The organism is Conexibacter woesei Iso977N, assembly GCF_000424625.1.
Classification (GTDB): Bacteria; Actinomycetota; Thermoleophilia; order Solirubrobacterales; family Solirubrobacteraceae; genus Baekduia; species Baekduia woesei_A.
This window is the reverse complement of the sequence record NZ_AUKG01000002.1, coordinates 1,186,893-1,210,219: the sequence shown is the minus strand read 5'-3', so window position 1 is coordinate 1,210,219 and position 23,327 is coordinate 1,186,893. Positions and strand designations below refer to the sequence as shown.

24 protein-coding genes are annotated in these 23,327 nt (G+C 72.7%); 5 read left to right on the top strand and 19 right to left on the bottom strand.

All coding sequences use genetic code 11. From position 1 onward, the window contains the following. Positions 1 to 2 precede the first annotated feature (2 nt). Positions 3 to 932, bottom strand: coding sequence for an oxidoreductase (locus H030_RS33245; protein ID WP_035127918.1), 930 nt, complete (start codon positions 930 to 932; stop codon positions 3 to 5). A 74-nt stretch (positions 933 to 1,006) separates the two neighbouring features. Between H030_RS33245 and H030_RS0118120 the strand changes: the two genes are divergently transcribed. Beyond that, positions 1,007 to 1,624, top strand: coding sequence for a TetR/AcrR family transcriptional regulator (locus tag H030_RS0118120; RefSeq protein WP_035127915.1), 618 nt, complete (start codon positions 1,007 to 1,009; stop codon positions 1,622 to 1,624). Positions 1,625 to 2,180: 556 nt separating this feature from the next. Further along, complete coding sequence (locus H030_RS39215; protein ID WP_155892130.1) at positions 2,181 to 2,693, top strand: hypothetical protein; 513 nt, start codon at positions 2,181 to 2,183, stop codon at positions 2,691 to 2,693. Positions 2,694 to 2,743: 50 nt separating this feature from the next. Here H030_RS39215 and H030_RS0118110 read toward each other — a convergent pair whose 3' ends face one another. Together H030_RS0118110 and H030_RS37440 are read right to left on the bottom strand one after the other, a co-directional pair. Further along, positions 2,744 to 3,406, bottom strand: coding sequence for a response regulator transcription factor (locus H030_RS0118110; protein ID WP_035128655.1), 663 nt, complete (start codon positions 3,404 to 3,406; stop codon positions 2,744 to 2,746). Continuing rightward, positions 3,403 to 4,917, bottom strand: a complete 1,515-nt coding sequence (locus tag H030_RS37440) for a sensor histidine kinase (RefSeq protein ID WP_081690914.1) — start codon at positions 4,915 to 4,917, stop codon at positions 3,403 to 3,405. The genes H030_RS0118110 and H030_RS37440 overlap by 4 nt, the downstream gene beginning before the upstream one ends. A 111-nt stretch (positions 4,918 to 5,028) precedes the next feature. Between H030_RS37440 and H030_RS0118100 the strand changes: the two genes are divergently transcribed. After that, positions 5,029 to 5,952: an ABC transporter ATP-binding protein gene (locus tag H030_RS0118100; RefSeq protein WP_027007145.1), complete on the top strand. Its 924-nt coding sequence runs from the start codon at positions 5,029 to 5,031 to the stop codon at positions 5,950 to 5,952. Beyond that, positions 5,949 to 6,722 carry an ABC transporter permease gene (locus tag H030_RS0118095; RefSeq protein ID WP_051223053.1) on the top strand — a complete coding sequence of 258 codons (774 nt, stop codon included), beginning with the start codon at positions 5,949 to 5,951 and terminating at the stop codon, positions 6,720 to 6,722. The genes H030_RS0118100 and H030_RS0118095 overlap by 4 nt, the downstream gene beginning before the upstream one ends. A gap of 12 nt (positions 6,723 to 6,734) precedes the next feature. Here H030_RS0118095 and H030_RS0118090 read toward each other — a convergent pair whose 3' ends face one another. The 16 genes from H030_RS0118090 to rpmB all read right to left on the bottom strand — a co-directional run bounded on the left by H030_RS0118090 (position 6,735) and on the right by rpmB (position 21,268). After that, entirely contained in the window at positions 6,735 to 7,472 is a 738-nt protein-coding gene (locus H030_RS0118090; RefSeq protein WP_027007143.1) for a hypothetical protein, read from the bottom strand. A gap of 1 nt (position 7,473) precedes the next feature. Further along, on the bottom strand, positions 7,474 to 9,318 hold the full coding sequence (locus H030_RS0118085; protein ID WP_027007142.1) for a hypothetical protein: 1,845 nt from the start codon (positions 9,316 to 9,318) through the stop codon (positions 7,474 to 7,476). Beyond that, complete coding sequence (locus H030_RS0118080; RefSeq protein WP_027007141.1) at positions 9,305 to 10,117, bottom strand: glutathione S-transferase C-terminal domain-containing protein; 813 nt, start codon at positions 10,115 to 10,117, stop codon at positions 9,305 to 9,307. The genes H030_RS0118085 and H030_RS0118080 overlap by 14 nt, the downstream gene beginning before the upstream one ends. 28 nt (positions 10,118 to 10,145) lie before the next feature. Further along, positions 10,146 to 11,354 (bottom strand): cytochrome P450, encoded by a 1,209-nt coding sequence (locus H030_RS33230; protein WP_051223051.1) that lies wholly within the window; start codon positions 11,352 to 11,354, stop codon positions 10,146 to 10,148. Further along, positions 11,338 to 12,741 (bottom strand): Dyp-type peroxidase, encoded by a 1,404-nt coding sequence (locus tag H030_RS0118070; protein WP_035127911.1) that lies wholly within the window; start codon positions 12,739 to 12,741, stop codon positions 11,338 to 11,340. Before H030_RS0118070 ends, H030_RS33230 begins: the two co-directional genes overlap by 17 nt. Further along, complete coding sequence (locus H030_RS0118065; RefSeq protein ID WP_027007139.1) at positions 12,738 to 13,280, bottom strand: hypothetical protein; 543 nt, start codon at positions 13,278 to 13,280, stop codon at positions 12,738 to 12,740. Before H030_RS0118065 ends, H030_RS0118070 begins: the two co-directional genes overlap by 4 nt. Then, positions 13,271 to 13,882, bottom strand: a complete 612-nt coding sequence (locus H030_RS0118060; protein ID WP_027007138.1) for a hypothetical protein — start codon at positions 13,880 to 13,882, stop codon at positions 13,271 to 13,273. Before H030_RS0118060 ends, H030_RS0118065 begins: the two co-directional genes overlap by 10 nt. A gap of 134 nt (positions 13,883 to 14,016) precedes the next feature. Beyond that, positions 14,017 to 14,682, bottom strand: coding sequence for an LmbU family transcriptional regulator (locus H030_RS33225; RefSeq protein WP_051223049.1), 666 nt, complete (start codon positions 14,680 to 14,682; stop codon positions 14,017 to 14,019). Positions 14,683 to 14,842: 160 nt separating this feature from the next. Beyond that, positions 14,843 to 15,115, bottom strand: a complete 273-nt coding sequence (locus H030_RS0118050; protein ID WP_027007137.1) for an acylphosphatase — start codon at positions 15,113 to 15,115, stop codon at positions 14,843 to 14,845. Beyond that, positions 15,112 to 15,612 (bottom strand): macro domain-containing protein, encoded by a 501-nt coding sequence (locus H030_RS0118045; protein ID WP_027007136.1) that lies wholly within the window; start codon positions 15,610 to 15,612, stop codon positions 15,112 to 15,114. The genes H030_RS0118050 and H030_RS0118045 overlap by 4 nt, the downstream gene beginning before the upstream one ends. Positions 15,613 to 15,692: 80 nt before the next feature. Then, positions 15,693 to 16,163, bottom strand: a complete 471-nt coding sequence (locus H030_RS0118040; protein WP_027007135.1) for a hypothetical protein — start codon at positions 16,161 to 16,163, stop codon at positions 15,693 to 15,695. A gap of 16 nt (positions 16,164 to 16,179) precedes the next feature. Then, positions 16,180 to 16,677: a pantetheine-phosphate adenylyltransferase gene (gene coaD, locus H030_RS0118035; RefSeq protein ID WP_027007134.1), complete on the bottom strand. Its 498-nt coding sequence runs from the start codon at positions 16,675 to 16,677 to the stop codon at positions 16,180 to 16,182. Next, a complete protein-coding gene (gene rsmD, locus H030_RS0118030) occupies positions 16,674 to 17,216 on the bottom strand; it encodes a 16S rRNA (guanine(966)-N(2))-methyltransferase RsmD (RefSeq protein WP_027007133.1) in 543 nt (180 codons plus the stop codon). The genes coaD and rsmD overlap by 4 nt, the downstream gene beginning before the upstream one ends. After that, the gene (locus H030_RS33220; protein ID WP_051223047.1) at positions 17,213 to 19,342 is read right to left on the bottom strand and encodes an ATP-dependent DNA helicase RecG; all 2,130 of its coding nucleotides are present in this window, start codon (positions 19,340 to 19,342) and stop codon (positions 17,213 to 17,215) included. Before H030_RS33220 ends, rsmD begins: the two co-directional genes overlap by 4 nt. Positions 19,343 to 19,348: 6 nt before the next feature. Next, positions 19,349 to 21,031, bottom strand: coding sequence for a DAK2 domain-containing protein (locus H030_RS0118020; protein ID WP_196809180.1), 1,683 nt, complete (start codon positions 21,029 to 21,031; stop codon positions 19,349 to 19,351). A gap of 45 nt (positions 21,032 to 21,076) precedes the next feature. After that, on the bottom strand, positions 21,077 to 21,268 hold the full coding sequence (gene rpmB / locus H030_RS0118015) for a 50S ribosomal protein L28 (RefSeq protein WP_027007131.1): 192 nt from the start codon (positions 21,266 to 21,268) through the stop codon (positions 21,077 to 21,079). A 189-nt stretch (positions 21,269 to 21,457) separates the two neighbouring features. Here rpmB and H030_RS37435 point away from each other — a divergent pair, with 189 nt between their 5' ends. Continuing rightward, positions 21,458 to 23,170, top strand: coding sequence for a serine/threonine-protein kinase (locus H030_RS37435; protein ID WP_051223045.1), 1,713 nt, complete (start codon positions 21,458 to 21,460; stop codon positions 23,168 to 23,170). Positions 23,171 to 23,327 lie beyond the last annotated feature (157 nt).

Genomic DNA, 23,327 nt, shown 5'->3' with positions numbered 1-23,327 from the left:
TCCTACACGGCAGTACGCGGCGCGGCGCCAACGCCGCTGCTCACGCCCGTCAGGCGCTCGCTCAGCTCCCACAGGCCGCGCGCGACGTCGGCGTCGCGGGCGACGCGGGTCCGGCCGACCAGGTGCGGGTGGCCGCGCTGCTCCATGAACCCGTCCGGCCCGACGAACGAGTCGCCCGGGATGTCCTGGGTCGCGGCGAACAGCGTCGGCAGCGCGCCCATCTCGTCGCTCTGCGCGAACAGCCGGTTGCCGAGCGAGGCCATCAGCACGTCCTGGACCCTCGAGCCCGTGTGATCCTGCAGGTGCGTGCTCGCGTAGCCGGGGTGCGCCGCGACCGCGCGCACGTCCGAGCCCGCCTCGGTCAGCCGCCGCTGCAGCTCCCTCGTGAACAGCAAGTTGGACAACTTGGTCTGCCCGTAGGCCGGCCACGCCCGGTAGCGGCGGCGCTCCCAGTTCAAGTCCTCCAGGTCGACCCTGCCGATCCGGTGCGCGCCCGACGAGACCGTCACGACGCGGTCGGTCACGTTGCCCAGCAGCAGGTTCGTCAGCGCGAAGTGGCCGAGGTGGTTGGTCCCGATCTGCAGCTCGAACCCGTCGACGGTCTTGCCCTGCGGCACCGCCATGATCCCCGCGTTGTTGATCAAGATGTCCAGCGGCCCGGACCACCCCGCCGCGAACGCCCGGACCGACTCCAGCGACGCGAGGTCCAGCGCCCGGACCTCCCACGACCCGGCACCCGACGCGAACCCCTCCGCGACCCGCGAGCCCTTCGCCACATCGCGCACCGCGAGCACCACGTGGGCACCGGCCCGCGTCAGCTCGCGCGCGGTCACCGTCCCGAGACCGCTCGACGCGCCCGTCACGACGATCACCCGCCCGGCCAGATCCGGGAGATCGGCGGCGGTCCACTTCGAGGAGGAGGAAGAAGGCATGCGGCGAATGTAGACGCCGCCGACAAAGATGTCAATGACAACAATGCTGTCGACGCCAACACATCCCGGTTACCATGTCCACCGAGTTGACCACGACCGCCCGTCCCTACCACCACGGCAACCTCCGTGAGGCGCTGCTCGCCGCGGCCGAGCGCGCGCTGGAGACGACCGGCGCGCAGGATCTGTCGCTGCGCGAGCTCGCTCGCGAGGTCGGTGTCAGCCACGCCGCGCCCCGTCGCCACTTCCCCGACAAGCAGGCGCTCCTCGACGCCCTCGCGCTCAACGGCTTCGAGCAGCTCGGCGCGGTCCTCGCCAAGGCCATCAACAACGCCGAGCCGCGCTTCGACGCGCAGATGCTCTCGCTCGCCCGCGCCTACACCGGCTACGCGACCGCCCACCCCGCGCTGATCGAGCTGATGTTCGCCGCCAAGCACAAGGCCGGCGGCCCGCCCGAGCTGACCGAGGCCGGCGAGCGCGCCTTCGCCCCCGCCCTGGAAGCCGTCGCCGCCGGCCAAGCCGCCGGCGCCGTCGTCCCCGGCGACCCCGAGCGCGTCGCGATCGTCGCCTTCGCCGCCCTCCAAGGCCTCGTCGCCCTCGCCAACACCGGCTTCCTCGGCGAAGAACCCCTCAACGACCTCCTCGACGACGCCATGCAGCGCCTCATGCTCGGCCTCCAGCCGCGCACCGCCTGACCCCGGCGTCTCCGCGCGCGACTCCTCGGTCGCTGACGTGGCGCGCCGCCGCCTCCGCGCGCGCAACTCCCGTCGGAGCGACGCGTTCCCACTTGCGATGGGCCCGACGCCGATCCAGCGAGCCGGTCGCGCGCTTCATGCACGCGTCGCTCACCCGACGGCGGCGCTGTTCGCGATGCTGTTGTTGGCCGCGATCGGCCCAGCTCCGGCGGCGGGCAGCCGGCTACTGCTGCATGACGTCGGCCCGATCGGCCCGCACGTGCGCAGTGACGGTGAGCGCTACATCGCCGCCAGCGGTACGACGCTTGGCGCGGCGGTGACCGTCCTCGACACGAGGACCGGGAAGCGATCGACGGTCGCCTCTCCCGCCGGGTGCTTCTTCTCCGATGCACACGCCGCAACGCTCCTGTGGGAATGCGAGGGCCGGGACGGCTTCGAGACGGGCGCGACCCTCGACCTGGCGACCGGATCGCGAACCGCGCTCCCGGTACCGCCACACGACGTGGCGACCGCGGACGGGTCGCGCTACGAAGCGATCGGTGCACGTTGGGCGCGCGTGCGCTTCTTCAGCTACCACTCCACGACGGTGGCGTGGATCAGCCGCCGCACCGGTCGCCTGGTCAGCGACGATCCCGGCGCCTCGTTCGTCCCCGACCTCGACCGCGCCGCGCTCATGCGGCCGCTGTGCTCGCCCGTCGAGCGTCCCACCGTCCCTGACACGTCAGGCCTCGGCGTCGTGCTGGCGGACGAGCTCGCACGGGCGGGTCCGTGGGCAGCGGGCACGCGCTACGCCGACATCGAGGCTCCGCCCGGGGTCGTCCAGCTCCAACACTGCGGCCGGGCGCCGCGAACGCTGAGGATCTGCCGCCACGTCCAGTGCTCCGACCCGGTGATCACCAGGGACTTCGTCGCGTGGACCGAGAACGACAGGCGCGGGCGGCTCGTGGTGCGTTCGCTCGCCACCGGACGGGTCCGCAGCGCGTCACGACCGGCGCCGCTGACGCCGCTGCTCGCCGGCCGGCGGCTCTACGTCGCCGAAGCCGGCCGGCTCCTGCGCGTCGCCCTCTGACAGAAGGCCGGCACTTCGCGCGCCCGATGCGCCGAGGCGCTGCAATGCAGCTAGTTGTAGTCCTTGCCCGCCGACTGCACCAACAACGCGATTTGGACGCGGTTCTCGACGCCGAGCTTCGACAGCAGCTTCGAGACGTGCGCCTTGACGGTCGCGACCGACATGTGCAGCTCGGTCGCGATCTCGGCGTTGGCGCGGCCTTCGCCGACGGCGAGCGCGACCTCGTGCTCGCGGGCGCTGAGCAGCTCCAGCCTGGTGCGGGCGCGGTCGGCGCGCGCCGCGGCCTCGCCGTCGCCCGCGACCAGCGAGATCAGCCGGCGCGCGACGGTCGGCGAGAGCATCGCGTCGCCGGCGTGGACGGTCTCGATCGCCCGGACGATCTCGGCCGGCGGCGTGTCCTTCAGCAGGAACCCGGCGGCGCCCGCCTGCAGCGCGCGCAGGACCAGCTCGTCGGCGTCGAACGTCGTCAGCACGACGACCGCGGGCGCGTCGGGCTGCTCGCGCACCAACCTGGTGGCCTCGATGCCATCGACTTGCGGCATCCGGATGTCCATCAACACGACGTCGGGCCGGTGGCGGTCCAGCGCTGCCAGCACGCCGCGGCCGTCGTCGGCCTCGCCGACGACCTCGATGCCCTCCGCACCCGACAACATCATCTTGAGGCCGGACCGGACGAGCGCGTCGTCGTCGACCAACACCACGCGGATGCTCACGCCGCCGGCTCCCACGGCAGGACCGCGCGCAGGACGAAGTCGCCCGTCGCGTCCGGCCCGCACTCCAGCGCGCCACCCGCGATCGCGACCCGCTCCCGCAGCCCGATCAGCCCCGCGCCCGCGCCGGGCAGCGCCGCGCCGCCCGGCGCCGCGACGACCCCTACAGGTCGACGACTCACGACCGACACAACCACCTTGCCTTGCTCGCCTTCGACGACAACTTCGACCGCCGACGCAGGGGCGTGCTTGCGCGCGTTGGTCAGCCCCTCCTGGACGATCCGGTAGACGGTCCGCCCGAGCGCCGCCGGGAGCTCTACAGCCTCGGCGACCTCGACCCGCAACCCCACCTTCGTGCCCGCCGCCCGCGACTCGTCGACCAACGCCGGAATCTCGGCAAGCGTCGGCTGCGGCGGATCCGTCGCCCGCTCCCCCGGCCCGGCCCACGCCCGCGTCCCATCCGCCCCACGACCCCGCCTCGCAGCGGGGATGGCTGATGGAGCTGCTCCGCCCGCGAGTCGCGTGGTGGCCGACGAGGCGGCGGCGGGCGACGCTGAGGCGGCGGCCGGCGGAGGGGCGGCGGGCGTTCCGGGCGGAGCGGCGGCGGCCGGCGGAGCGGCGGCGGCCGGCGGAGCGGCGGCGGCCGGCGGAGCGGCGGCGGCCGGCGGAGCGGCGGCGGCCGGCGGAGTGACGGCGGGCGGGGACGCGGTGGGTGGCTCTTCGAGGTCCGGTTCGCGCAGCACGCCGATGACCTCGCGAAGCTCCTGCAGCGCGCTGTGCGCTGAGGCGCGGACGATGGAGGCCGCGGTCGCGATGTCCTCTGGCGGCGCGTCCGGGCGGAACTCCAGTGCGCCGGCGTGCACGCTCAGCAGCGACAGGCGGTGCGCCAGGACGTCGTGCATCTCCCGCGCGATGCGGCGGCGTTCGGCGTCGCGGGCCTGCTCGGCGTAGAGCCGGTGTTCGTTCTCCAGCCGTGCGGCGCGTTCGTGCAGCGAGGCGACGAGCTCGCGTTGGGCGCGGGCGAACAACCCCCAGCCGATCGCGACGGTCGTCAGCAACAACCCGACGAACAGCCCGGACCAGTCGTAGCCGTGCGCGGCACCGTAGGAGAACGCCGACACCGCGGCGCCCACGCAGCCGAACAGCCCGACCGCCGCCACGCGGCGGCCGTTGCTCATCCGCAGCGACGCGTTGAAGCAGGCGGCCAGCGCCGCCGCCGCGGCCAGCGCGCTGAACGCCGACAGCGCGATCGCCACCACCGCGACCTCGATCGGCCGCGTCCGCCGGAACCACAGCGCGGCGAGCGCCACGACCCCCAACGCGATGTCGAGCCCGATCGTCAGGTCCGAGCGGTACGACATCGTCGACCCGAGGATCGCCACGCCGAACACGACCGCGAAGGCGTACATCAACGCGTCGACCACCCAGTCCCGCGGCGTACGTCTGCCGTCGGACTCGGCGAGCACCGCCGCGGGCAGCAACAACCGCTGCCATTGCGCAACACCGTCAGTCATGACATCAAGCACCGTACTCACCGCAGGACACTCCGACCCCCTACCGAAGTCGATCCCAGAACCGACCCCCGGCCGTCGCGCCGCCACCCCCAAACCCAGATCCTCTCCACCATGATCGAGTCCCTAGGCCTCACGAAGCGCCTCGGAGGACGCAACGTCGTCGAAGACGTCACGTTCACCTGCGCCCCCGGCACCGTCACCGGCTTCCTCGGCCCCAACGGCGCCGGCAAGACCACCACCATGCGCATGTTGTGCGGGTTGTCGGCGCCGGACGCAGGCCGCGCCACCATCTTGAACACCAACTACCGGGAGCTGCCCAACCCCGGCCGCCGCGTCGGCATCCTGCTCGACGCCAGCGCCCAGCACGACGGCCGCCGCGGCGAGGAGGCGCTGACGCTCTCCGCGCTGACGATGGGCCAGGACCCCAAGGTCGTCCCCGAGCTGCTGGACCGCGTCGGCCTCGAGAAGCGCGCCGCGCGCCAGCGCGTCAAGCAGTACTCGCTCGGCATGCGCCAGCGCCTCGGTATCGCCAACGCGCTGATCGGCGAGCCGGAGGTCCTGATCCTCGACGAGCCCGCCAACGGCCTGGACCCGGAGGGCATGCGCTGGATGCGCACGCTCCTCCGCGACTTCGCCGACCGCGGCGGCACCGTCCTGCTCTCCTCCCACCTCCTGCACGAGGTCGAAGCGGTCGCCGACCAGCTCGTGATCATCGGCAAGGGCAGGATCGTCGCCGCCGGCACGCGCGAGGAGCTGCTCGCCGGCGCCGGCACGCTCGTCCGCGCCGCCGACGACGCCGCCGCCCTCGACACCGCGCTCACCAGCGCCCAGCTCGACCACCGCGCCCACCCCGACGGCGGCTTCATCGTCGACGCCGAACCCGACCAGGTCGGCCGCGCCGCCCTGCAGGGCCAGGTCGCCCTCGCCCACCTCGGCCCGTCCGAGTCGGCCGGCCTCGAGCAGCTGTTCTTCGACCTCACCTCCGGCCACGAGCAGGCCGTCAACCCCGACCACGCCCTGGAGGCCACGCGATGAGTGCCGCCACCGCCACCGCCACCGTCGCCCCTGGCCGCGACACACGGCCCGGCCTGCTGACGCTCACCCGCGTCGAGCTGCGCAAGACCTACGACACGCGCGCCGGCTTCTGGCTGCTGATCTCCGTCGTCCTGCTGATGCTCGCGACCGCGCTGATCACCGTGCTCAGCGGCTCGGACGGCGATCACACCTGGGGCAACCTCCTCAACAACAGCTCGCAGGCCCTCAACTTCCTGCTGCCGGTCGTCGGGATCCTGCTCGTCACCTCCGAGTGGTCGCAGCGCACCGCGCTGCAGACGTTCACGCTCGTCCCCCACCGCGGGCGCGTCCTGGTCACCAAGATCGCGGCGAGCATCGTCCTGTCGATCCTGGCGCTCGTCGCCGCGCTGGTCCTGACCGCGCTCTGCACCGCGATCAACCCGGCGGCCACCGACGCGTTCCACCTCGACACCGGCCTCGTCCTGCAGACCGTGCTGTACACGGTGCTCTCGATGCTGACCGGCGTCGGCCTGGGCGCGGCGATCCTCATCTCCGCCCCGGCGATCGTCGCGCTCTACGTCCTGCCGATCGCCTACTCGGCGGTCACGCACGTGATCGGCGGGCTCCACGGCCTCGCCAGGTGGACCGACCAGAGCGAGACGTTCAGTGATCTGACTGCGCACACGCTCTCAGGCCACGAGTGGGCGCAGGTCGCGACGACCTCGCTGCTCTGGGTGGCGCTTCCGGTCGGGATCGGCGCCTACCGGTTCCTGCGCGGCGAGATCCGCTAGGCGCGAGCGCCTTCAGCTCGCCGGCGGCGGCGCGGGGCGCCGGAACGAGGCCTTCGGCCGTGGCCGGCGAGCGGCCGGACCGTCGTCGGGTTCGACGAGCTCGAGCTGGATCCGCGACTCGGTGGCCAGCCGGAAGATGATGCCCTGTGCGGGCGAGATCTTGAAGGAGGTCGCGCCGAAGCCCTTGGCACCGCACTCGATCTCCACCGGGTCGGGCGGCCGGTAGCGCGCCCTGCCGACCTCGGGGTAGGTGACGACGACGGCCGCCTCGTGGCCCGTGACAGCATTGGCGAGGCGGTAGCGCCCCGGCCGGACGAGCGTCACCGCGAACACCGATTGCGGCCCGAGCCGGCGGGTGTCGAGCACCACCTCATCGCCTGCGGTCACGACGACGTGGTGCTCGGGGAGCGGTTCCGACGAGGTGATCGACAGGTAGCCGCCGCGCGCGAGGTCGGTCGGATCGGGCGCCTGGACCCCCGGTCGCAGCAGCGTCGCGAGGTCCAAGGCGGCGGCAGCAGGCGGCGCGGCCCGGGGCCCGCCGAGGTCCGGCGCGGACGCCGCCGGCCGGTCGTCGCCGGCTTCCGGACGGACGTTGATCCGCGCCCGCCGCAGCGGCGTCTTCCCGCGGTGCACCAGCAGCTGGAGCTCACCCTCGCGCTCGAACCGGTGCACGACCACGGCGGTGCCCGCGGGCGCCGCGCTGTCGAACTGCGTCTGGCGCAGGAACCGCGGGTCCAGGATCGGCGTCATGTCAGTCTCCTAGGTCGGCTTCGACGACGAGCTCGTCGCCGGTCACGCGGACGCCGAGGAACTCGATCGGGATGAGCACGGGGATGAGCCCGCCGCTCGCGGGCAGCGCCTCGACCGGGTCGGCGAGCTCGAACGGGGCCCTCGAGGCCAGGTAGTCGCTGAGCAGCGTCAGGATCGTGTTGAGGAAGCCGAGGCTGAAGCCGAGCTGATCCGCGAGCCACTCGCTGAAGTCGTCGCCGAAGTCGAGGATGTCGCGGACCAGGTCGACGAGTGGTCCAAGGATCGCCTTGATGAGGTCCTTCGCCCAATCGGGCAGGGGGCCCAGGATGGTGTCGAGCGCCGCGTCGATCGCGTCGTCGAGCAGGTCGCCGACGATGTCCGCGATGTCGAACAGATCGACGTCGATCGTGAGCGGGTCGATGTAGATCTGCCAGTGGTTGGGGACGCCGGCGTCGTGCGCGTCCCAGTCGTCCATCCCGGCCGTCCGCCTCGGGTTGACGCTGTACTTCACGACCGGGCGGACCGCTGCCGAGAGCTCGAGCCGGACGAACGGCGCGATGTCGAGGCAGAACTCGAGGTCCGGGTCGTCGTCGAACAGGCAGATCTTCGGGGCACGCACGAGGCAGCCGTCGAACGGGATCGGGATCAGGCAGAACCCGCCGACGCAGATCTCCGGGATGTCGATGCCGAAGCACGCCCGCAACTTGGTGAACTTGAGGTCCAGCTCGCTGATCGAGATCGACCCGTCGGGGCGGAAGTCGAGCGTGCCGTTCTCGAGGTGCCCGGCGGCGCCGTAGCTCAGGACGAACGGCCCGAAGCTCTTGCTGCCGTTCTCGTCGAAGCCGAAGTTGTCGCGCACGCCGGCGAACAGCGCCGTCGCGGTGCGCTCGGACAGCGCCGCGACGGCGTCGAGCGGGCCCGTCCGCGTCCGCGGGCGCGGCACGCCGGGCGCGGGCGGCGGCGCGCTTCCACCACCACCGCCTCCCCCACCGCCCGACGGCGGTGGCGGCGGCGTGACGGCGACGTCGAGGAACACCTTGATCTGGTCGTCCTCGAGCGCGGGGTTGTGCGGCACCTTCGGCGCCGGCGTCGGCTCGACGGTGAGCGTCCCGACCCTCGCGATCCCGGCCACCGCGCGGATGAGCGGGACGCGCAGCCTCGGCAGCAGCCCGAGGCGGACGACGAGGCTCGCGTAGCACTCGATGGCGTCCTCGAGCCCGGTGGGCGTCAGGTCGACGATCTCGATGCCGTGCAGCTGCCCGACCAGGTGCTCGTCGCCCGACGGCCCCGCGAACTGCGCCCCGCCGGTCAGGAAGAAGTCGAGGCAGAAGCACTCGAGCTCGCGGAAGGGCAGCTCCACCCTGCGCGGCGGACGCGGCGGACGCCGCACCTCGCGCGCCTGCGCCGCCATCATCTGGTCGCGCACCGCGGCGCCGCGTTCGTTGACGATGCCCAGGAGCTCCTTCGGCGGGCAGCCGAGCCCGGCGCAGATCCGAGCGTGCGCGCCGATGCTCTGGTCGGCGAGCGGCGTGAGCTCGGGCGGCAGGGCGAAGACGTTGCCCTGGCTCACGTCGACCTCCAGCGCGGCGAGCTGGATGACGTACTCCACCAGGAAGCTCGTGCCGGCGACCGGAAGGTCGGGGCCGAGGCCGATCAGCGGGTTGCCGCGCGCGAGCACGACGGGATGGGCGTCGATCTTCGCGCAGGCCCGGCCCGGGTTCGCGACGAGGGCCGGGCTGCCGATGTTGAACGTGGACGGGCGCTGGCGCCGGAGATGCCGGACGACGCGGTTGAGCGCCGCCTCGTGCACGTCGAGGAAGACGTCGCAGCTGTCAGTGAAGGCCATGGGACCTCGATTCCGTGCTCGCGGCTGGTTGGGGTGAGGCGGCCGGGGCGGCGTTCCGGTGGTCGCGGTAGATCCGCAGCGCCAGCTCGCCCGCCGGGCGTGCACGGCACTCGCGGACCACCGCTTGCAGCCCCGGCGGCGTGTCGGCCAGCGCCGGGACCGCGCCGCCGTACTGGTCGGGCCACACGATCGGGGCGGAGGCGATCGCGAACGCCATGTCCGAGAGCGTGAAGCGGTCGCCGAGCAGGTACCGGCGCCCGTCGGCGAGGCGATCGTCGACCCGCTGCAGGCAGGAGCGGATCGTCGTCAGCATCGTCTCCGCGCGCGACGGGCTGAGGCGCAGCAGCGCGCTGAGCAGCAGCTTGAACACCGGGTAGCCGCGCTCGACGGCTCGGACCTCCATGGGCGGGGCGCCCTGGCTCAGGGGCTCGACCATGATCTGCCGGTGCGGGAGCAGGTGGTAGTACGCGAGCACCGTCGTCGCGGTGTTGAGGTCGCTGTGGAAGAGCTTCCAGTCCGCGCGCAGCGCCGTGAGGTCGGTGCCGGGCGGCACGAGCCGCCGCTCGGGGACCGCGAGCGGCTCGAAGTGGTCGATCAGCTTGTGGACCGTGTTCAAGCGCAGCGTGTGGTCGAACAGCACGGGGAAGCGAACGGTCCGGGCGCGCACCAGCGTGATGGCCGAAGAGATGAAGATCACGTGGCGCTCCTCGTGGCGCTCGATGCCGTAGTGGGTCAGCAGGAAGCGGCTGAACTCGCTGTCGAGACTCGGCGGGAACGTGATCAGGGTCGGGACCGGCATGGGCGTCTCTTCTCCGTACGGCGGACGGTCAGGGCCTCAGGGCGACGCCCAGGGCGGTTGGGTAGGGACCCTCGGTGCGCAGGCGCCCGGAGGCCCCGGGCAGCCGCGCGATCGGCGCGCCCTCGAGGAGCGCGGTCGCGAGGGCGGGCAGATGGACACGGTTGATCTGCAGGCCGAAGCAGGTGTGGAGGCCGTCGCCGAAATGCAGGTAGGTGCTCCAGGGGCGGTCGACGCGGAACTGCCCCGGCGCCTCGACCGCACGCGGGTCGAACATCGCCGACTGCGTCGCGACGAGCACGCGCGCGCCCGCGCGGATCCTGGTCGCCCGGCGGGTCCCCGGCGCGATGACCTGCTCGGTCCCGCAGATCCGCAGCAGCGCCCACGTCTGGGGGCGGAAGCGCAGCGCCTCGAACACGTAGGCGGCGACGAGCTCGTGGTCGCCGTCGCGCGCGGCGCGCTGCGCCCCGGCCAGCTCACGCGGACGGCGCAGCAGCTCCTCGACGACCATGGCGAAGGCCTTGGAGACGGTCGGGATCCAGCCGGCGATCAACCCGAGGAAGTTGTGGCGGATGGCGATGTCGTGCAAACCGCCGTCCTCGGGCGGCGTCCGCAGCAGCCGGGTCAGCACGTCGTCGGCGACGTCCTCGCCCGCCTCGATCTGCGCCCGCCGCTCGGCGATCAGCCGGTCGAGGTGCTCGCGCATCTCGCTCGCCGCCGCGAGCGCGCGGTCGTGGACGACCGCGCCGTTGCCGACGTTGAGGAAGACGTCCTGGAAGATGTCGCGCGCCCAGCGCAGCTGCGTCGGCGTGTCGGGCCCCGGCGTCCCGAAGTAGGCCGCGATCACGCCGTCGATCACGGGATCGGCGAGCTGCGAGACGACGTCGATGCGGGAGCCGGCTGCGGCAACGCGCTCCCGGGCGGCAGCAAGCGTCGCGTCGGCGAGCGCGGGCACGTCCTCGGCGCGGATGGCGGCGCGCAGGGCCGCGTGGTCGCGGCGGTAGAGCTCGGTGTCGTCGAGCCCGAGGATGAACGGGCCGCTGGCCGCCGCCATCTTCGGCGCGTAGTGCGAGACCGTGAAGTGCTCGTGGTCGCCCAGGACGGCGCGCACGTCATCGGCGCGCGTGACCATCGCGTTGTTGCCGACGACGACGATCGGGCGCACCCGGCGCAGCACGGTGAGCACCGGGCGCAGGTGATCGGTGACCGTCTGGAGGATGCCGCTAGCCGGTGACGCCATCGGCGATCGCCGCCAGTCCCGTGATCCCCGGCACGAAGAGGTACTCGCCGCCACGCGTGACGACGAACGGCGCCTGCGGCTCGAGCAGGAAGGGCGGATCGCCCTGGACCGTCATCTTGCCGAGCCGTTCGTTGGCCCCGAGCAGGAAGTCGGAGTCGTGACCGACGTGGAACACGTTGCCGTCGTTCAGCCACTGCCGCTGGATGCTCTCGAACTGGCGCGAGATGCTCGCGTTGAAGCAGACGAAGACGAGGCCGCGGTCCTGCTCGTCGTCCTCCAGGACGCCCGGCGGCAGCGGCGCCCCGTAGGGCATCCCGCGGCGGATGATCCGATGGCGGAACGTGAGCTTGCCGTCGCCGCCGTCCGGCCCGGGCTCCGGGTCGAGCGCATCGCGTGGGTTGGAGCGCCGGATGTGCGCGCCGAGCGGGCACGCAAGGCCTAGAGGGTCATCGCCGTAGCGGAAGTCGTTGGCGCCGGGAGCCGCGGGATCGAAGCCGGGCTGGGGCCGTGCCGGCGCGGTGACCAGCGGGCTGCCGTCCCGCCAGCGCCCGACGACCTTGGCCGCCAGCAGCTCCTCGTCGCCGGCGTGGTAGCGCTCGGCGGCATCGCGCAGCGTGCGCCGGAACAGCGCGACGTCCTGGTAGAGCTTGCGCCAGACCATGTACGTGCCGTGGCGGCCGAGCGGATCCGCCGGCGCGCTCGGCATCGGTCGCGGGCGCCACCTGGGCGCCGAGCGCGACTCCTCGTCCTCGAAGCCGAGGACGAACTCGCCGAGCGCCAGCGCGCGCCATCCGCCCTTCCTGTCGGGCGTGCCGCCGCCGTTCTTCTGGTCCTCGTTGACGTCCTCGATCGCCGGCTGAGCGCCACCGTCGGCGAAGCCGAAGTGCTCGCGGGCGCCTGCGAGCAGCTGCGCGTCGTGCTGGTGGCCGATCGCGAGCCCGTGGTCGGCGATCCCCGCCATCAGCTCCTCGAGCGCTGCCGTGAGCGCCTGCTCGCCCTTGGCGTTGACGGTCACCAGGACGTGGGCCTCCCCGGTGCCGAGGCCCTGCTCCCACCTCTCCGGGGCGCTCGGCCCGGCGTCGCCCAGCTCGCGGGCTCTGGCCGCCATGCCCTGGAGGAACTCCTCCGAGCACGTCTCGAGCACCCGCTCGGGGACCCCGAGGGCCGTGAGTCCCGCGGCGGTGAACGCCACGTTGAGCGCGGTGTCCGGCCCCTCGGCCCCGCGCCATGCCGCGCTCGTCACCCTCGGGATCAGGTGGCTGAGCCACGCACGGCCGGCGCCCGGGTCGGGGAGCTCCACGAAGACGTAGGACGTGCGGTCGTACGAGTTCCCGTGCGCGCGCAGGATGTCGCCCTGGAGATCGGCGTAGTCGAGGCGCGACGTCATGACCCGCAGAACCTCGTGCGGAACGCCGCGGCCAAGGCCTCCGGCTCGAGCGCCTGCGCGTCCACGACGAAGTCGACGAACGACCGGCGCAGCTCCAGTGCCCGCAGGACATGCTCGACCCGCGCGTCGGGATAGGCGCAGAAGAAGAGCCCGGTGTCGATCTGGTTGTGCTTCAGGTAGGCCTTGAGCGCTGCCCTCTGGGACGGACCGGGCGCGCCGATGCACGCGCCCCACACCTCCGCCGCCCAGTCCTTGGCGCAGAGCGCGTCGAGGTAGGAGTCGAGCTCGCCGTCCAGCGTTGCGCTGAACAGGAGGTAGTGGCAGGCGAGATGGTCCTCGGTCGGCTGCGACGGGTCGTTGACGAAGTCCTCGATCACGACCCAGCGTGCGAAATGCGTGCGGCCGAGGTCGCCGAACGGGCTGCCCTCGTGCTCGAACCGCGCGAGCGTGGCGCGGAGGGCGTCCTCGGCGTGCGGCGCGATCGGCGTCAGGACCGTGAGCGCGTAGACCTGACCGAGGGTGTTGGCCGTCAGAGGCACTGCTGGACCTCGTTGAGGGTCCGGCGCCACGCGACCGCGAACTCCGCGGGCGACAGGTCGGGTGCCTGGTCGCACAGCGCCCTGACCTTGGGTTCGAGCTCCAGGGCCTGCTGGACGATGGTGGCCGTGGCCTCCGGATAGGCGGAGTAGTAGTGGCTGGCGGTGTACGCGTGCTCGCGGATGTAGGCCTTGAACGGCGCCGAGGGCAGCGCCCATGGGAAGCCGTAGGAGCTCCCCCAGAAGCCGAACATCCCCGTGGTGAGCAGGAACGAGAACGCGTCGATGTACTCCTCCCAGCCACCGTTGAAGTTGCTCTCGAAGTACAGGTGCGGATGGCGGAGCGTGACGCGCGGCTGCGGGGGCCCGTTGTAGGGGATCTCGCGCAGCAGCGACCACCGCGCGGACTGGATGAACGACAGCCGCCTGAGCGTCGTCAGCGACCTGGGGGCCTTGCGCAGGACGAGGAAGAACAGCGGGAGCTCGAGCAGGCCCCAGCGCCGGACGGTGCTGAACACGGTCAGGGCGACGGCGTCGCCCGCGACGTTGCGGTCGTCTGAGACGCCAGAGGCGGGGATCCCGGTGGGACGGAGCTGGGCCGGCACGGCGGATCAAGCTAGACCGGGCCGATTCGGACGGTCAAGGATTCTGCGCGGGTCACGCGTCGAAGGCCGCAACGTTGGCGCGCAGCGCCTCCGGAGCCATCGCGTGTCCCGCCGGCGGGACGTCGAGCGACCCCTCAGAGCACGACGCGACCGGGCTCCTCGCCGGGCCCGCTCTCGTCGAGGACGGCGCCTGCCGCGTCGTCGAGGATCTTCGCCGCCCAGGCGGCGAAGTCGCTGCGCGTCTGCTCGGCCGCGTCGCGCCACCGCTGTTCCCGGCTCGCGGGGACGGAGAGGCGGATCGTCCGTGGCGCGTCGCATCGGGCCGTGGGCGCGACGGCCTCACGCACGCGACGGCGGAGCTCGGCCTTCGACCAGCCGCCGGCGACCGCCGCGGCGAGCCAGCGGTCCTGGAGCTCGTCGGGCAGCGCCGAGAGCTCGGCATGGTGCTGGAAGCTGAGGTCCGCTCGGCGGCGAGACGGCTCGAAGCGCCGGGCGACGGCCGCGTAGTTGCGCAGGGTCTGGTAGTCCAGCCCGGTCACGCTGAGCGCCTCCTTGTAGCGCCGCCCGTACTTCACGCGACCGAAGGCGATCCAGTCGCCGAGCCACCAGGCGCTGGCGTTCGCGTGCGCCCCGATCTTCGCCCCGATCGCGCTCCACGACTCGAACGGCAGCAACGGGTCGAAGCGCATGCCGGTGTTGGTCGGCCTGATCGGCCGCCGCTTCGGGAGGCACGACGCCCCTCCGTCACCGTCCGTCTGCCGCTCGTCCCGGGTGACCTGCAACCCGTCGGTGGATGCCATCGGGTTCCGGCCTCACAGTCGCACGGTATTGCCGACGCCGACGATATCCGGCGCGCCGTCGCCGGCGAGCACGGCTGAAGAACCGCACAGCACTGAGCTGCAAACCGATGCAAAAGCGTTACCGAAAAGAAGTTCTACGCTGCGCGTGCTCGCGCGCCGGTCACCGCCGGGCGAAGCCGGCGAGGTCGTCGCGCACCGCGGCGTCCTCGCCGGCCAGCGCGTCGACGCGCGCGTGGGATGGGCCCTCGCCGACCGCGCGCTCGACGGCGGCGACCGCGTCGGCGTCGCCCTGGAGGAAGACCTCGACGGAGCCGTCGTTGCGGTTCTCGGCCCAGCCGTCGACCTGGCGCGCGCCCGCGTGCGATTGGGCCCAGCCACGGAAGTTGACGCCCTGGACGCGGCCGGTCACGATGAGACGGCGGGCGACGGTCATGCGGCGAGCGCGTCGGTGAACGCGGCGACCGCGTCGGGCCCGCGCACCGCGAACACGACGCGCTGAAGCGACGACGTTCCGGACGCGAGGTGGCGCCGGACCTCCTCGGCCTCGATGCGCGCCGCCTCGGCCAGCGGGAAGCCGCCGACACCGGTCCCGAAGGCGACGAGCGCCAACGACGACGCGCCGAGCGACTCGGCGCACGCCAGGGTCGCCGCCGTGCAGTCGCGGATGATCGCGGCGCTCGTCGGCCCACCCAGCTCCATCGTCGCCGCGTGGATGACCCAGCGCGACGGCATGTCCCCCGCGGTGGTCGCCACCGCGGAGCCGAGCGAGATCGGAGCGGCGTCGCGCGACTCGGCATCCAGCGCAGGCCCAGCGGCCCGCGCGATCGCCCCAGCCACGCCGCCGCCGTGCAGCAGCCGCGTGTTCGCCGCGTTGGCGATCGCGTCGACCGCCAGCGTCGTGATGTCGGTGTCGAGGACCTCGATGTCCATTGACGCCGACTTACCCGGAACCGCGGGTTCGGCCCCCAGGGCCGACACCCGCTACGTGATCGCGGCCCCCAGGGCCGTGATCACGCGGCCTCGACCGAGTCCTCTTCTTCCTTGCCCTGCAGCCGCTCGCGCCCGCGGCGGACCGCGGCGATGAACTTGGACAGGTTCACCTCGAGCGTGTTCAGGATCTCGTCGGCGTAGTCCTCGGCGCCCAGGCGGATCTCCCGCTCACGGGCACGCGCGTCCTCGACGATCTCCTCGGCGGCGCGCTCGGCTTCACGCGTCACCTCCTGATCGGAGACGAGCTCCTCCTGCTTGCGCACGGCGTCCTTGACGATCCGCTCCGCCTCGCGCTTGGCCTCGGCGAGCATCTCCTGACGCTCCTTGACGATCCACCGCGCCTGCTTGATCTCCTCAGGGATGGTCGCGCGCATCTGATCCAGAATGTCGTAGATCTGCTCGCGATCCACCCGCACCTCGTCGGTGAGAGGGACCTTCTTGGCGTTGTGGACAAGGTCGTCGAGCTTGTCAATGAGGACCAGGACGTCCATGGCTAAGCGTCTTTCTTCATCGGGTGAGCTCTTCCTTCAGGCGGCGTGCGACGCGCTCCGGCACGAGGCTGTCGATGTCACCGCCGAACGTGGCGAGCTCCTTGACTCCTGAGGAGCTGAGGAAACTGTACTGCGGGCTGGCCATGAGGTAGAGCGTGTCCACGTCGGGAGCCTGCATCCGGTTGAGCTGACCCATCTCCAGCTCGTACTCGAAGTCGGAGATCGCGCGCAGGCCCTTGACGATCGTCCGGGCCCCGATCGTCCTCGCGAAGTCGACCACGAGCACGCTGAACGGCTCGGCCCGGACGTTGCCGAGGTGCCCGGTCGCCTCGTTGATGAACGACAGCCGCTCCTCGATCCCGAAGATCGGCTGGTTCTTGCGCACCGAGACGTTCACGACGGCCACGACGACCTCGTCGAACTGCGCGGCGGTGCGCGTGATGATGTCCAGGTGCCCGTTGGTGATCGGGTCGTAGCTGCCGGGGCAGACGGCGATGCGCTTCTCGTCGGTCATGCGGTGTGGATGCGAAGGAGGGTGTCGCCGTAACGGCGTTCGAACGTCGTGCTGTAGCCGGGAAGGTCGAGCGGCGTGCGCCGGTCGCTCTCCCCGATCACGCGCGCGCCGGGGGCCAGAAGCGGAGTGAGCGCGGGCGCCAGCTCCGGTCCGAGCCCGGTCGCGAGCCGGTACGGAGGGTCAAGGAAGACGAGATCGTATGACTCGCCCACGTCGGATGCGTCGCGCAGTACCCGGAGGGCGTCGCGGCGACGCACCTGGGCGCGTTCCTGCGGGAGGTCCAAGGCCTTCAAATTGCCTTGGATGACGGCGGCCGCGCGGGCGTCGTTCTCCACCAGGACCGCCTGTGCCGCACCGCGCGAGAGCGCCTCGATCGCCAGCGCGCCGGAGCCGGCGAAGAGGTCGAGGACGCGCGCGTCGTGGATGTCGCCGAGCGCGGAGAAGAGCGCCTCGCGCACGCGGTCCGACGTCGGACGCGTGTCCTGGCCGGGCGGCGCGTCGAAACGGCGACCGCCGAGGGTGCCGGCGACGACTCTCATGCGGCGACCGGTGCGGCCTCGGCGCGCGCCAGCTCGGCGCGCAGAAGCTCATGTTGGGGTTCTTGCAGCTCCGGATCGGCGCGCAGGAGGTCCTCGGCGACCGCGAACGCGCGCTCCAGGACCGCGGCGTCGTCGGGCAGCCGGGCGAAGCGGAAGCGCGCCATGCCGGACTGGCGCGTGCCGGTCAGCTCGCCCTCGCCGCGCAGCTCGAGGTCGATCTCGGCCAGCCGGAAGCCGTCGCCGTTCATCGCCAGCGCCTGCAGGCGCTTGGACTCGCGCGGGCCGAAGAGCAGGCACAGCGACGCGTGCTCGCCGCGGCCGACGCGCCCGCGCAGCTGGTGCAGCTGGGAGATCCCGTAGCGGTCGGCGTCCTCGACGAGCATGATCGTGGCGTTGGGGACGTCGATCCCGACCTCGATGACCGTCGTCGCGACCAGGACGTGCGCCGCGCCGGCCGCGAAGCGCTCCATCGCCGCCTGCTTCTCGGCGGGGCGCATCTGGCCGTGGAGGAGGACGACCTCGTAGTCCCTGAGCTCGCCGGTCTTCAGCCGCTCGTACTCGGCGGTGGCGGCGCGGGCGTTGAGGGCCTCGGACTCGCTCACCAGCGGGCAGACGACGAACGCCTGGCGCCCGGCGCGCAGCTCCTCGCGGATCCGCTCGTAGGCGCGGTGGCGCTCGGCCTCGGTGGAGCACACGTGCGTGGTGATCGGCTGGCGCCCGCGCGGCAGCTCGCGCAGCGCGGTGACGTCGAGCGCGCCGAAGTTCGCCAGGCGCAGCGTGCGCGGGATCGGCGTCGCGGTCATGTGCAGGAGGTGCGGGACGAGGCCCTTCGGCGCCTTCGCGTCGAGCGCCGCGCGCTGGCGGACGCCGAAGCGGTGCTGCTCGTCGACGACGGCGACCATCAGGTTGGCGAACGCGACGTCGTCCTCGATCAGCGCGTGGGTGCCGACGACGAGCTTCAGCTCGCCGGATGCGAGTCGCGCCAGCGTCTCGCGGCGGCGCGCGGTGGTCGTCGATCCCGTCAGCAGCGCGGCGGAGATCATCGAGCCCGGCATCAGCGACTGGAGCGTCGCGAAGTGCTGCTCGGCGAGCGTCTCGGTCGGCGCCATCAGCGCGGCCTGGCCGCCGTGCTCGACCGCGCGCAACATGGTGTGCAACGCCACGACGGTCTTGCCGGACCCGACCTCCCCCATCAGCAGCCGCTGCATCGGGCGCTCGCGGGCGAGATCCTCGTCGACCTCGTCCATCGCGTTGACCTGGTCGCCGGTCGGCGTGAACGGCAGCGCGGTCGCGCGCCACTCGGCGGAGAGCGACGGCGCGTCCGCGAGCGGCGCCGCGTGGATGTCGGCGCGCCGCTCCTGGCGCAGGCGCAGCTGGACGATCTGGTCGATCAGCAGCTCGTCGAACGCCAGGCGCCGGCGGCCGCCCTCCATGTCCGGCCCGAAGTGCGCGGCGGCCAGCGCGGTCGCCCGGTCGGGCAGCCCGTTGGCGAGGCGCAGCCTCAGCGGCAGCGGGTCGGTGAAGTCATGCACCTTGTGTCGGTGCTCCTGCACCAGCGCAAGGATCTGGGTCGAGTTGATGCCCTTGGTCGCCGGGTACTGCGCGGCCTCCGAGCCGACCGCCGCGACCGCGTCGGTCTTGGCGTGGGCGTTGACGCGGAAGCGGTTGCGGTCCTGGTACTTGCCGGACAGCATCAGCCGCGTCGGCGGCGCGTACTGGGCCGACAGCCACGGCTGGTTGAAGAACGTGGCCCTCATGATCCCGGTGCCGTCGGAGACCGTCGCCTCGACGAGCGGCTTCATCCCACGGCGGCGGACCGGGCGCGAGGTGATCGATTTGACCTCGACGAGCACGGTGGCGACCTCGTCGACCTGAAGCTGGGCGATCGTCCGCGCCTCGCCGGTCGCGCGCGGCAGGTGCTGGAGCAGGTCGCCGACGGTCAGCAGGCCCAGCGCCTCGGCGCCGCCCGCGGCGGTCGGGTTCTTGATGTCCAGCTCCTGGGCCAGACGCGAGGGCTTCGGCGTCCGGACGGGCGCACGCCAGAGCTCCTCGGCGGTGAGCTCGCGCGCTTCCGCGAAGCCCAGCGGCGGGGTGAGGCCGGGTCCGAACGCGGGCGCCTCGCTCACAGCCACCTACTCAGCGGCGAGCAGCCACCACCAGGACGGCTGACCGCCGTCCTCGAGCTCGAGCTCGACACCGGCGGGCGCGAGCGCCGCGACGGCGTTCCCGTCCAGCGGCGCGCCCTCGCCCTCGATGCAGGTGACCAGCTCGGCGTCGGCGCTCAACTGCCCGAGGACGATCTGCAGCGTCTTGTCGGGCTCGCCCCACGCGACGAGGTCGTCGCCGACGTAGCCGACGGCGTCGCCGATCGTGAAGCGGCCTTCGGGATCCTGGCGCGCGGCGGGCGCGACGCCGCCGGTCCGGACCGCGTCGAGCGCCTCCTGCATCGCGGCGGCGTTGTCGTCGGCGGAGCGGTCGGCGTTGAGCGCGAACGCGGCGGCCAGGCCGGCCTGCTGCGAGCGCGACGCGACGACCCGGACCTTCTTGTCGCTCAGCTCGGCGGCACGCTCGGCGGCCATGAAGACGTTGGGGCTGTTGGGCAGGACGACGACCTCCTCGGCGGGGACGTCGTGGATGCCCGCGAGGATCTCCATCGTGGAGGGGTTGAGCGTCGGGCCGCCGTCGAGGACGCGCGCGCCGAGGGACTCGAACAGCGCGGTCAGGCCGTCGCCGCGGACGACCGCGAGGACGCCACATCTCGTCTCCGGCCCCGCCTCGCCGTGCGCTGCAGCACCGTGGCCGTTGCCGTTGGCCGACTCCAGGCGCTCGGCGCGCTCGACGACCTGCGCGTGCATGTCGGCGACGTCGAGGCGGCTGACCTCGCCGGCGCCGTCGAAGACGAGCGTCGCCTGCTCGGGGTCGTCGGTGTGGACGTGGACCTTCAGCGTCGCGTCGTCGCCGACGACGAGCACCGAGTCGCCGATGTCCTCGAGCTTGCCGACGAAGTTCTGCGCGTCCAGGCCGTTGCCGGTGACCGCGAAGTTCGTGCAGTAGCGGTAGGTCTCGGAGTCGTGCTCGGGGTGCGAGACGCGCGCGGCCGCGTAGTGGTCGAGCTCGGGCGCCTCGCCCTTCAGGGCGGCGACGATCCCCGCGAAGATGATGATGACGCCGTAGCCGCCGGCGTCGACGACGCCCGCCTCGCGCAGCGCGGGCAGCAGCTCGGGGCCGCGCTTGACCGACGCCTCGCCGGCGACGATCGCGCGCTCCAGGGCGGCGCCGATCATCGCGTTCTGGGCCTCGGGATCGGCGGACGCGAGCCGGCGCTGGTCCTCGGGCAGGTGCGCGAGGTCGTGGGCGATCGAGGTCGCCATGTCGCGCATGACGGTCAGCATCGTGCCCTCGGCGGGCGCGCGGACCGACGCGTAGGCGCGCTGGGCGGCGTTCGCGAACGCGGCGCCGAGCAGGACAGGATCGACCAGCTCGCCGGGGCGCGAGACCAGCTCCTCGGCGGCGCCGCGGATCAGCTGGGAGAGGATGACGCCGGAGTTGCCGCGTGCGCCCAGCAGGGCGGCGCGGGCGACGGTCTGGACGATCTCGTCGCGGCCGATCTCGTCGACCGTGCGGTCGCCGGCCTCGGCCTCGAGGCGGTCCAGCTCGGCGAGCACGGCGCGCAGCGTGAGCGCCATGTTGTCGCCGGTGTCGCCGTCGGCGACCGGGAAGACGTTGAGGTCGTTGATCTCCTGGCGGCGGGACTCCAGGTGCGCAAGCGCACCCTGGACCGCCACGCGGAAACGGACGAGACTCGGGTCGGACACGTCAGCGACCGTAGCGGGTCCGTCGGCCGACAGGCGGCCGACGAACTAGACGGCCTTGGTGACCTTGCCGGCCCTGAGGCAGCGCGTGCAGACGTACACGCGACGCGGGGCGGCGCCAACGAGGATCCGGACCTTCTGGAGGTTCGGATCGAAGCGCCGCTTGGTGGCGCGCATCGAGTGGCTGCGGCTCTGTCCGAAAGCGGGACCGCGCCCGCAGCTGTGGCAAACCTTCGACATTCGACGGCGCAGTCTAGCGGCTTGCGCTGGCGGACCGTCGGCCGCCCCTCGGCCGCCCCTTTTGCCGTGCTCGGACCATCGGGTTCGACCCCGCATGCAACCGTGCATTTCCGACACAGGGTTGGTGGGATCTTGTGGCGATGGTCGGGTCTGGTGTGACCTCTCGGTGGCTAGGGTAATCGGCACCCGATGCCCGCCCTCTCGCAGCAGCAGGTCGACCTGCCTCCGCGCTACCGGGTCGTGCGCCACATCGCCAACGGCGGCATGGCCACGGTCTGGGCGGCCGAGGACTCCCTGCTGGAGCGCCTGGTCGCGGTGAAGGTGCTGGCAGCCGGTTACGCCGAGGACGACGCGGCGCGCCGCCGGTTCACGCGCGAGGCCCGCGCGGCCGCGCGGGTCAGCGACCACGCCAACGTCGTGACGATCTTCGACATCGGCGAGCACGACGGCACGGCGTTCATCGTCATGGAGCACTTCGCGGGCGGGACGGTCGCCGATCGTCTGCGTGGGGACGGCGTGATCCCGGTCCCGCTGGCGCTGCGCTGGCTGCGCGAGACCGCGGGTGCGCTGGATGCCGCGCACGCGGCGGACATCGTCCACCGCGACGTCAAGCCGGGCAACCTGCTGCTGGACGAGAACGGCAAGCTCGGCGTCGGGGACTTCGGGATCGCCTCGCTCGCGGGCGAGACGCAGGTGACGATCGCGGGCCAGGTGCTCGGGACCGCCGCGTACCTGTCGCCCGAGCAGGCGCGCGGCCGCGCCGCGACGCCGGCGTCGGACCGGTTCTCGCTGGCCGTCGTCGCCTACGAGCTGCTGTGCGGGAGGCGCCCGTTCGTCGGCGACACCGCGATCGCCCAGGCCCGCGCGCGGGTCGAGAGCGACCCCATCACCTTGACCGGCCACTCGCCCGCGGCCGCCGACGCCCTGCGCTGGGGCCTGTCGCGCGCGCCCGAGGACCGGCCGGAGTCGGCGAGCGCGTTCGTCGACGCGCTGGAGGACGCGCTCGGCCCGGCGGCCGCGCCGACGGGCCAGATGGCCACGACGCGCCGCGCCTCCGGAGCGGAGTCCGCGCCGACGCGCGTGGCGCGCGGCTCCTCCGGGCGCGACGACGCGCCGACGCGCCGCGTCTCCGGACCGGAGTGGAACGACCGCGAGAACGGACGCTTCGCGCGCGACCGCACGCCGGTCGCCGTCCCGGTGCCGGCTGCGGCGGGCGCCGAGGCCGGGTTCCGCAGGGAGCCGGTCGCGAGGCCGCGCAACCCGCATCGCAAGGCCTTCATGTTGGCGGCGCTGACCGTCGGCTGCATCGTCGTGGGCGCCGGTGCCGCGCTGATCGGCGACAACGGCAACGACGGCGGCAGGGCGCAGGCGGCGCCGCACGCGACCGCGTCGAAGTCGCAGGGCGCGCCGAGCGGCGACGCCGTGCAGCGCGCGGCGGCCAGCGAGCCGTCGTCTTCGGCGCCCGCCGCCACGCCGAGCTCCGCGACGCCCGCGCCGACGACGACCACCGCGTCGCCCGCCTCGTCGGACTCCCGCTCCCCCGCCGAGCTCAACAACACCGGCTACGCGATGCTGCCCGGCAACCCGGCCGCCGCGGTCCCGCTGATCCGGAAGGCCGTCGACACGTTCCGGTCCGAGGGCCAGACCAAGTCCACCGACTACGTCTACTCCCTCTACAACCTGGGCTGGGCCCTCCGCCTCGCCGGCCGCCCCGCGGACGCGATCCCGTATCTGCAGGAGCGCCTGAAGCTCTCCAGCTACAAGCGCGGGATCGTCGAGCAGGAGCTCAAGACCGCGCAGGCCGCCGCCGGCCAGACGCCCGCCAAGCAGCACGGCCCGGCGAAGAAGCCGCACCCGAAGCACAACGCCGCCGGTCCCGGCGGCTTCCCCGGCAACGGCTGAGCCTCGCTCCGCCGCGCGTCGTCACGCCGTCGCTTGCAAAGTAAGCGAACGTTCACTTAGACTCGTTGGCATGCGGATCCACGCGTTGCGCACGGGTGTCGTCGAGGTCTCCGAGGCGTTGACGACGGGGACAGGTCTGACACGGCGGGCCAAGGTG

Bases quoted from the DNA above. Each gene is read 5' to 3' on its own strand.
- H030_RS33245 (WP_035127918.1), bottom strand. From the start codon at position 932: ATGCCTTCTTCCTCCTCCTCGAAGTGGACCGCCGCCGATCTCCCGGAT.
- H030_RS0118120 (WP_035127915.1), top strand. From the start codon at position 1,007: ATGTCCACCGAGTTGACCACGACCGCCCGTCCCTACCACCACGGCAAC.
- H030_RS37440 (WP_081690914.1), bottom strand. From the start codon at position 4,917: ATGACTGACGGTGTTGCGCAATGGCAGCGGTTGTTGCTGCCCGCGGCG.
- H030_RS0118100 (WP_027007145.1), top strand. From the start codon at position 5,029: ATGATCGAGTCCCTAGGCCTCACGAAGCGCCTCGGAGGACGCAACGTC.
- H030_RS0118095 (WP_051223053.1), top strand. From the start codon at position 5,949: ATGAGTGCCGCCACCGCCACCGCCACCGTCGCCCCTGGCCGCGACACA.
- H030_RS0118090 (WP_027007143.1), bottom strand. From the start codon at position 7,472: ATGACGCCGATCCTGGACCCGCGGTTCCTGCGCCAGACGCAGTTCGAC.
- H030_RS0118085 (WP_027007142.1), bottom strand. From the start codon at position 9,318: ATGGCCTTCACTGACAGCTGCGACGTCTTCCTCGACGTGCACGAGGCG.
- H030_RS0118080 (WP_027007141.1), bottom strand. From the start codon at position 10,117: ATGCCGGTCCCGACCCTGATCACGTTCCCGCCGAGTCTCGACAGCGAG.
- H030_RS33230 (WP_051223051.1), bottom strand. From the start codon at position 11,354: ATGGCGTCACCGGCTAGCGGCATCCTCCAGACGGTCACCGATCACCTG.
- H030_RS0118070 (WP_035127911.1), bottom strand. From the start codon at position 12,741: ATGACGTCGCGCCTCGACTACGCCGATCTCCAGGGCGACATCCTGCGC.
- H030_RS33225 (WP_051223049.1), bottom strand. From the start codon at position 14,682: ATGGCATCCACCGACGGGTTGCAGGTCACCCGGGACGAGCGGCAGACG.
- H030_RS0118050 (WP_027007137.1), bottom strand. From the start codon at position 15,115: ATGACCGTCGCCCGCCGTCTCATCGTGACCGGCCGCGTCCAGGGCGTC.
- H030_RS0118045 (WP_027007136.1), bottom strand. From the start codon at position 15,612: ATGGACATCGAGGTCCTCGACACCGACATCACGACGCTGGCGGTCGAC.
- H030_RS0118040 (WP_027007135.1), bottom strand. From the start codon at position 16,163: ATGGACGTCCTGGTCCTCATTGACAAGCTCGACGACCTTGTCCACAAC.
- coaD (WP_027007134.1), bottom strand. From the start codon at position 16,677: ATGACCGACGAGAAGCGCATCGCCGTCTGCCCCGGCAGCTACGACCCG.
- rsmD (WP_027007133.1), bottom strand. From the start codon at position 17,216: ATGAGAGTCGTCGCCGGCACCCTCGGCGGTCGCCGTTTCGACGCGCCG.
- rpmB (WP_027007131.1), bottom strand. From the start codon at position 21,268: ATGTCGAAGGTTTGCCACAGCTGCGGGCGCGGTCCCGCTTTCGGACAG.
- H030_RS37435 (WP_051223045.1), top strand. From the start codon at position 21,458: ATGCCCGCCCTCTCGCAGCAGCAGGTCGACCTGCCTCCGCGCTACCGG.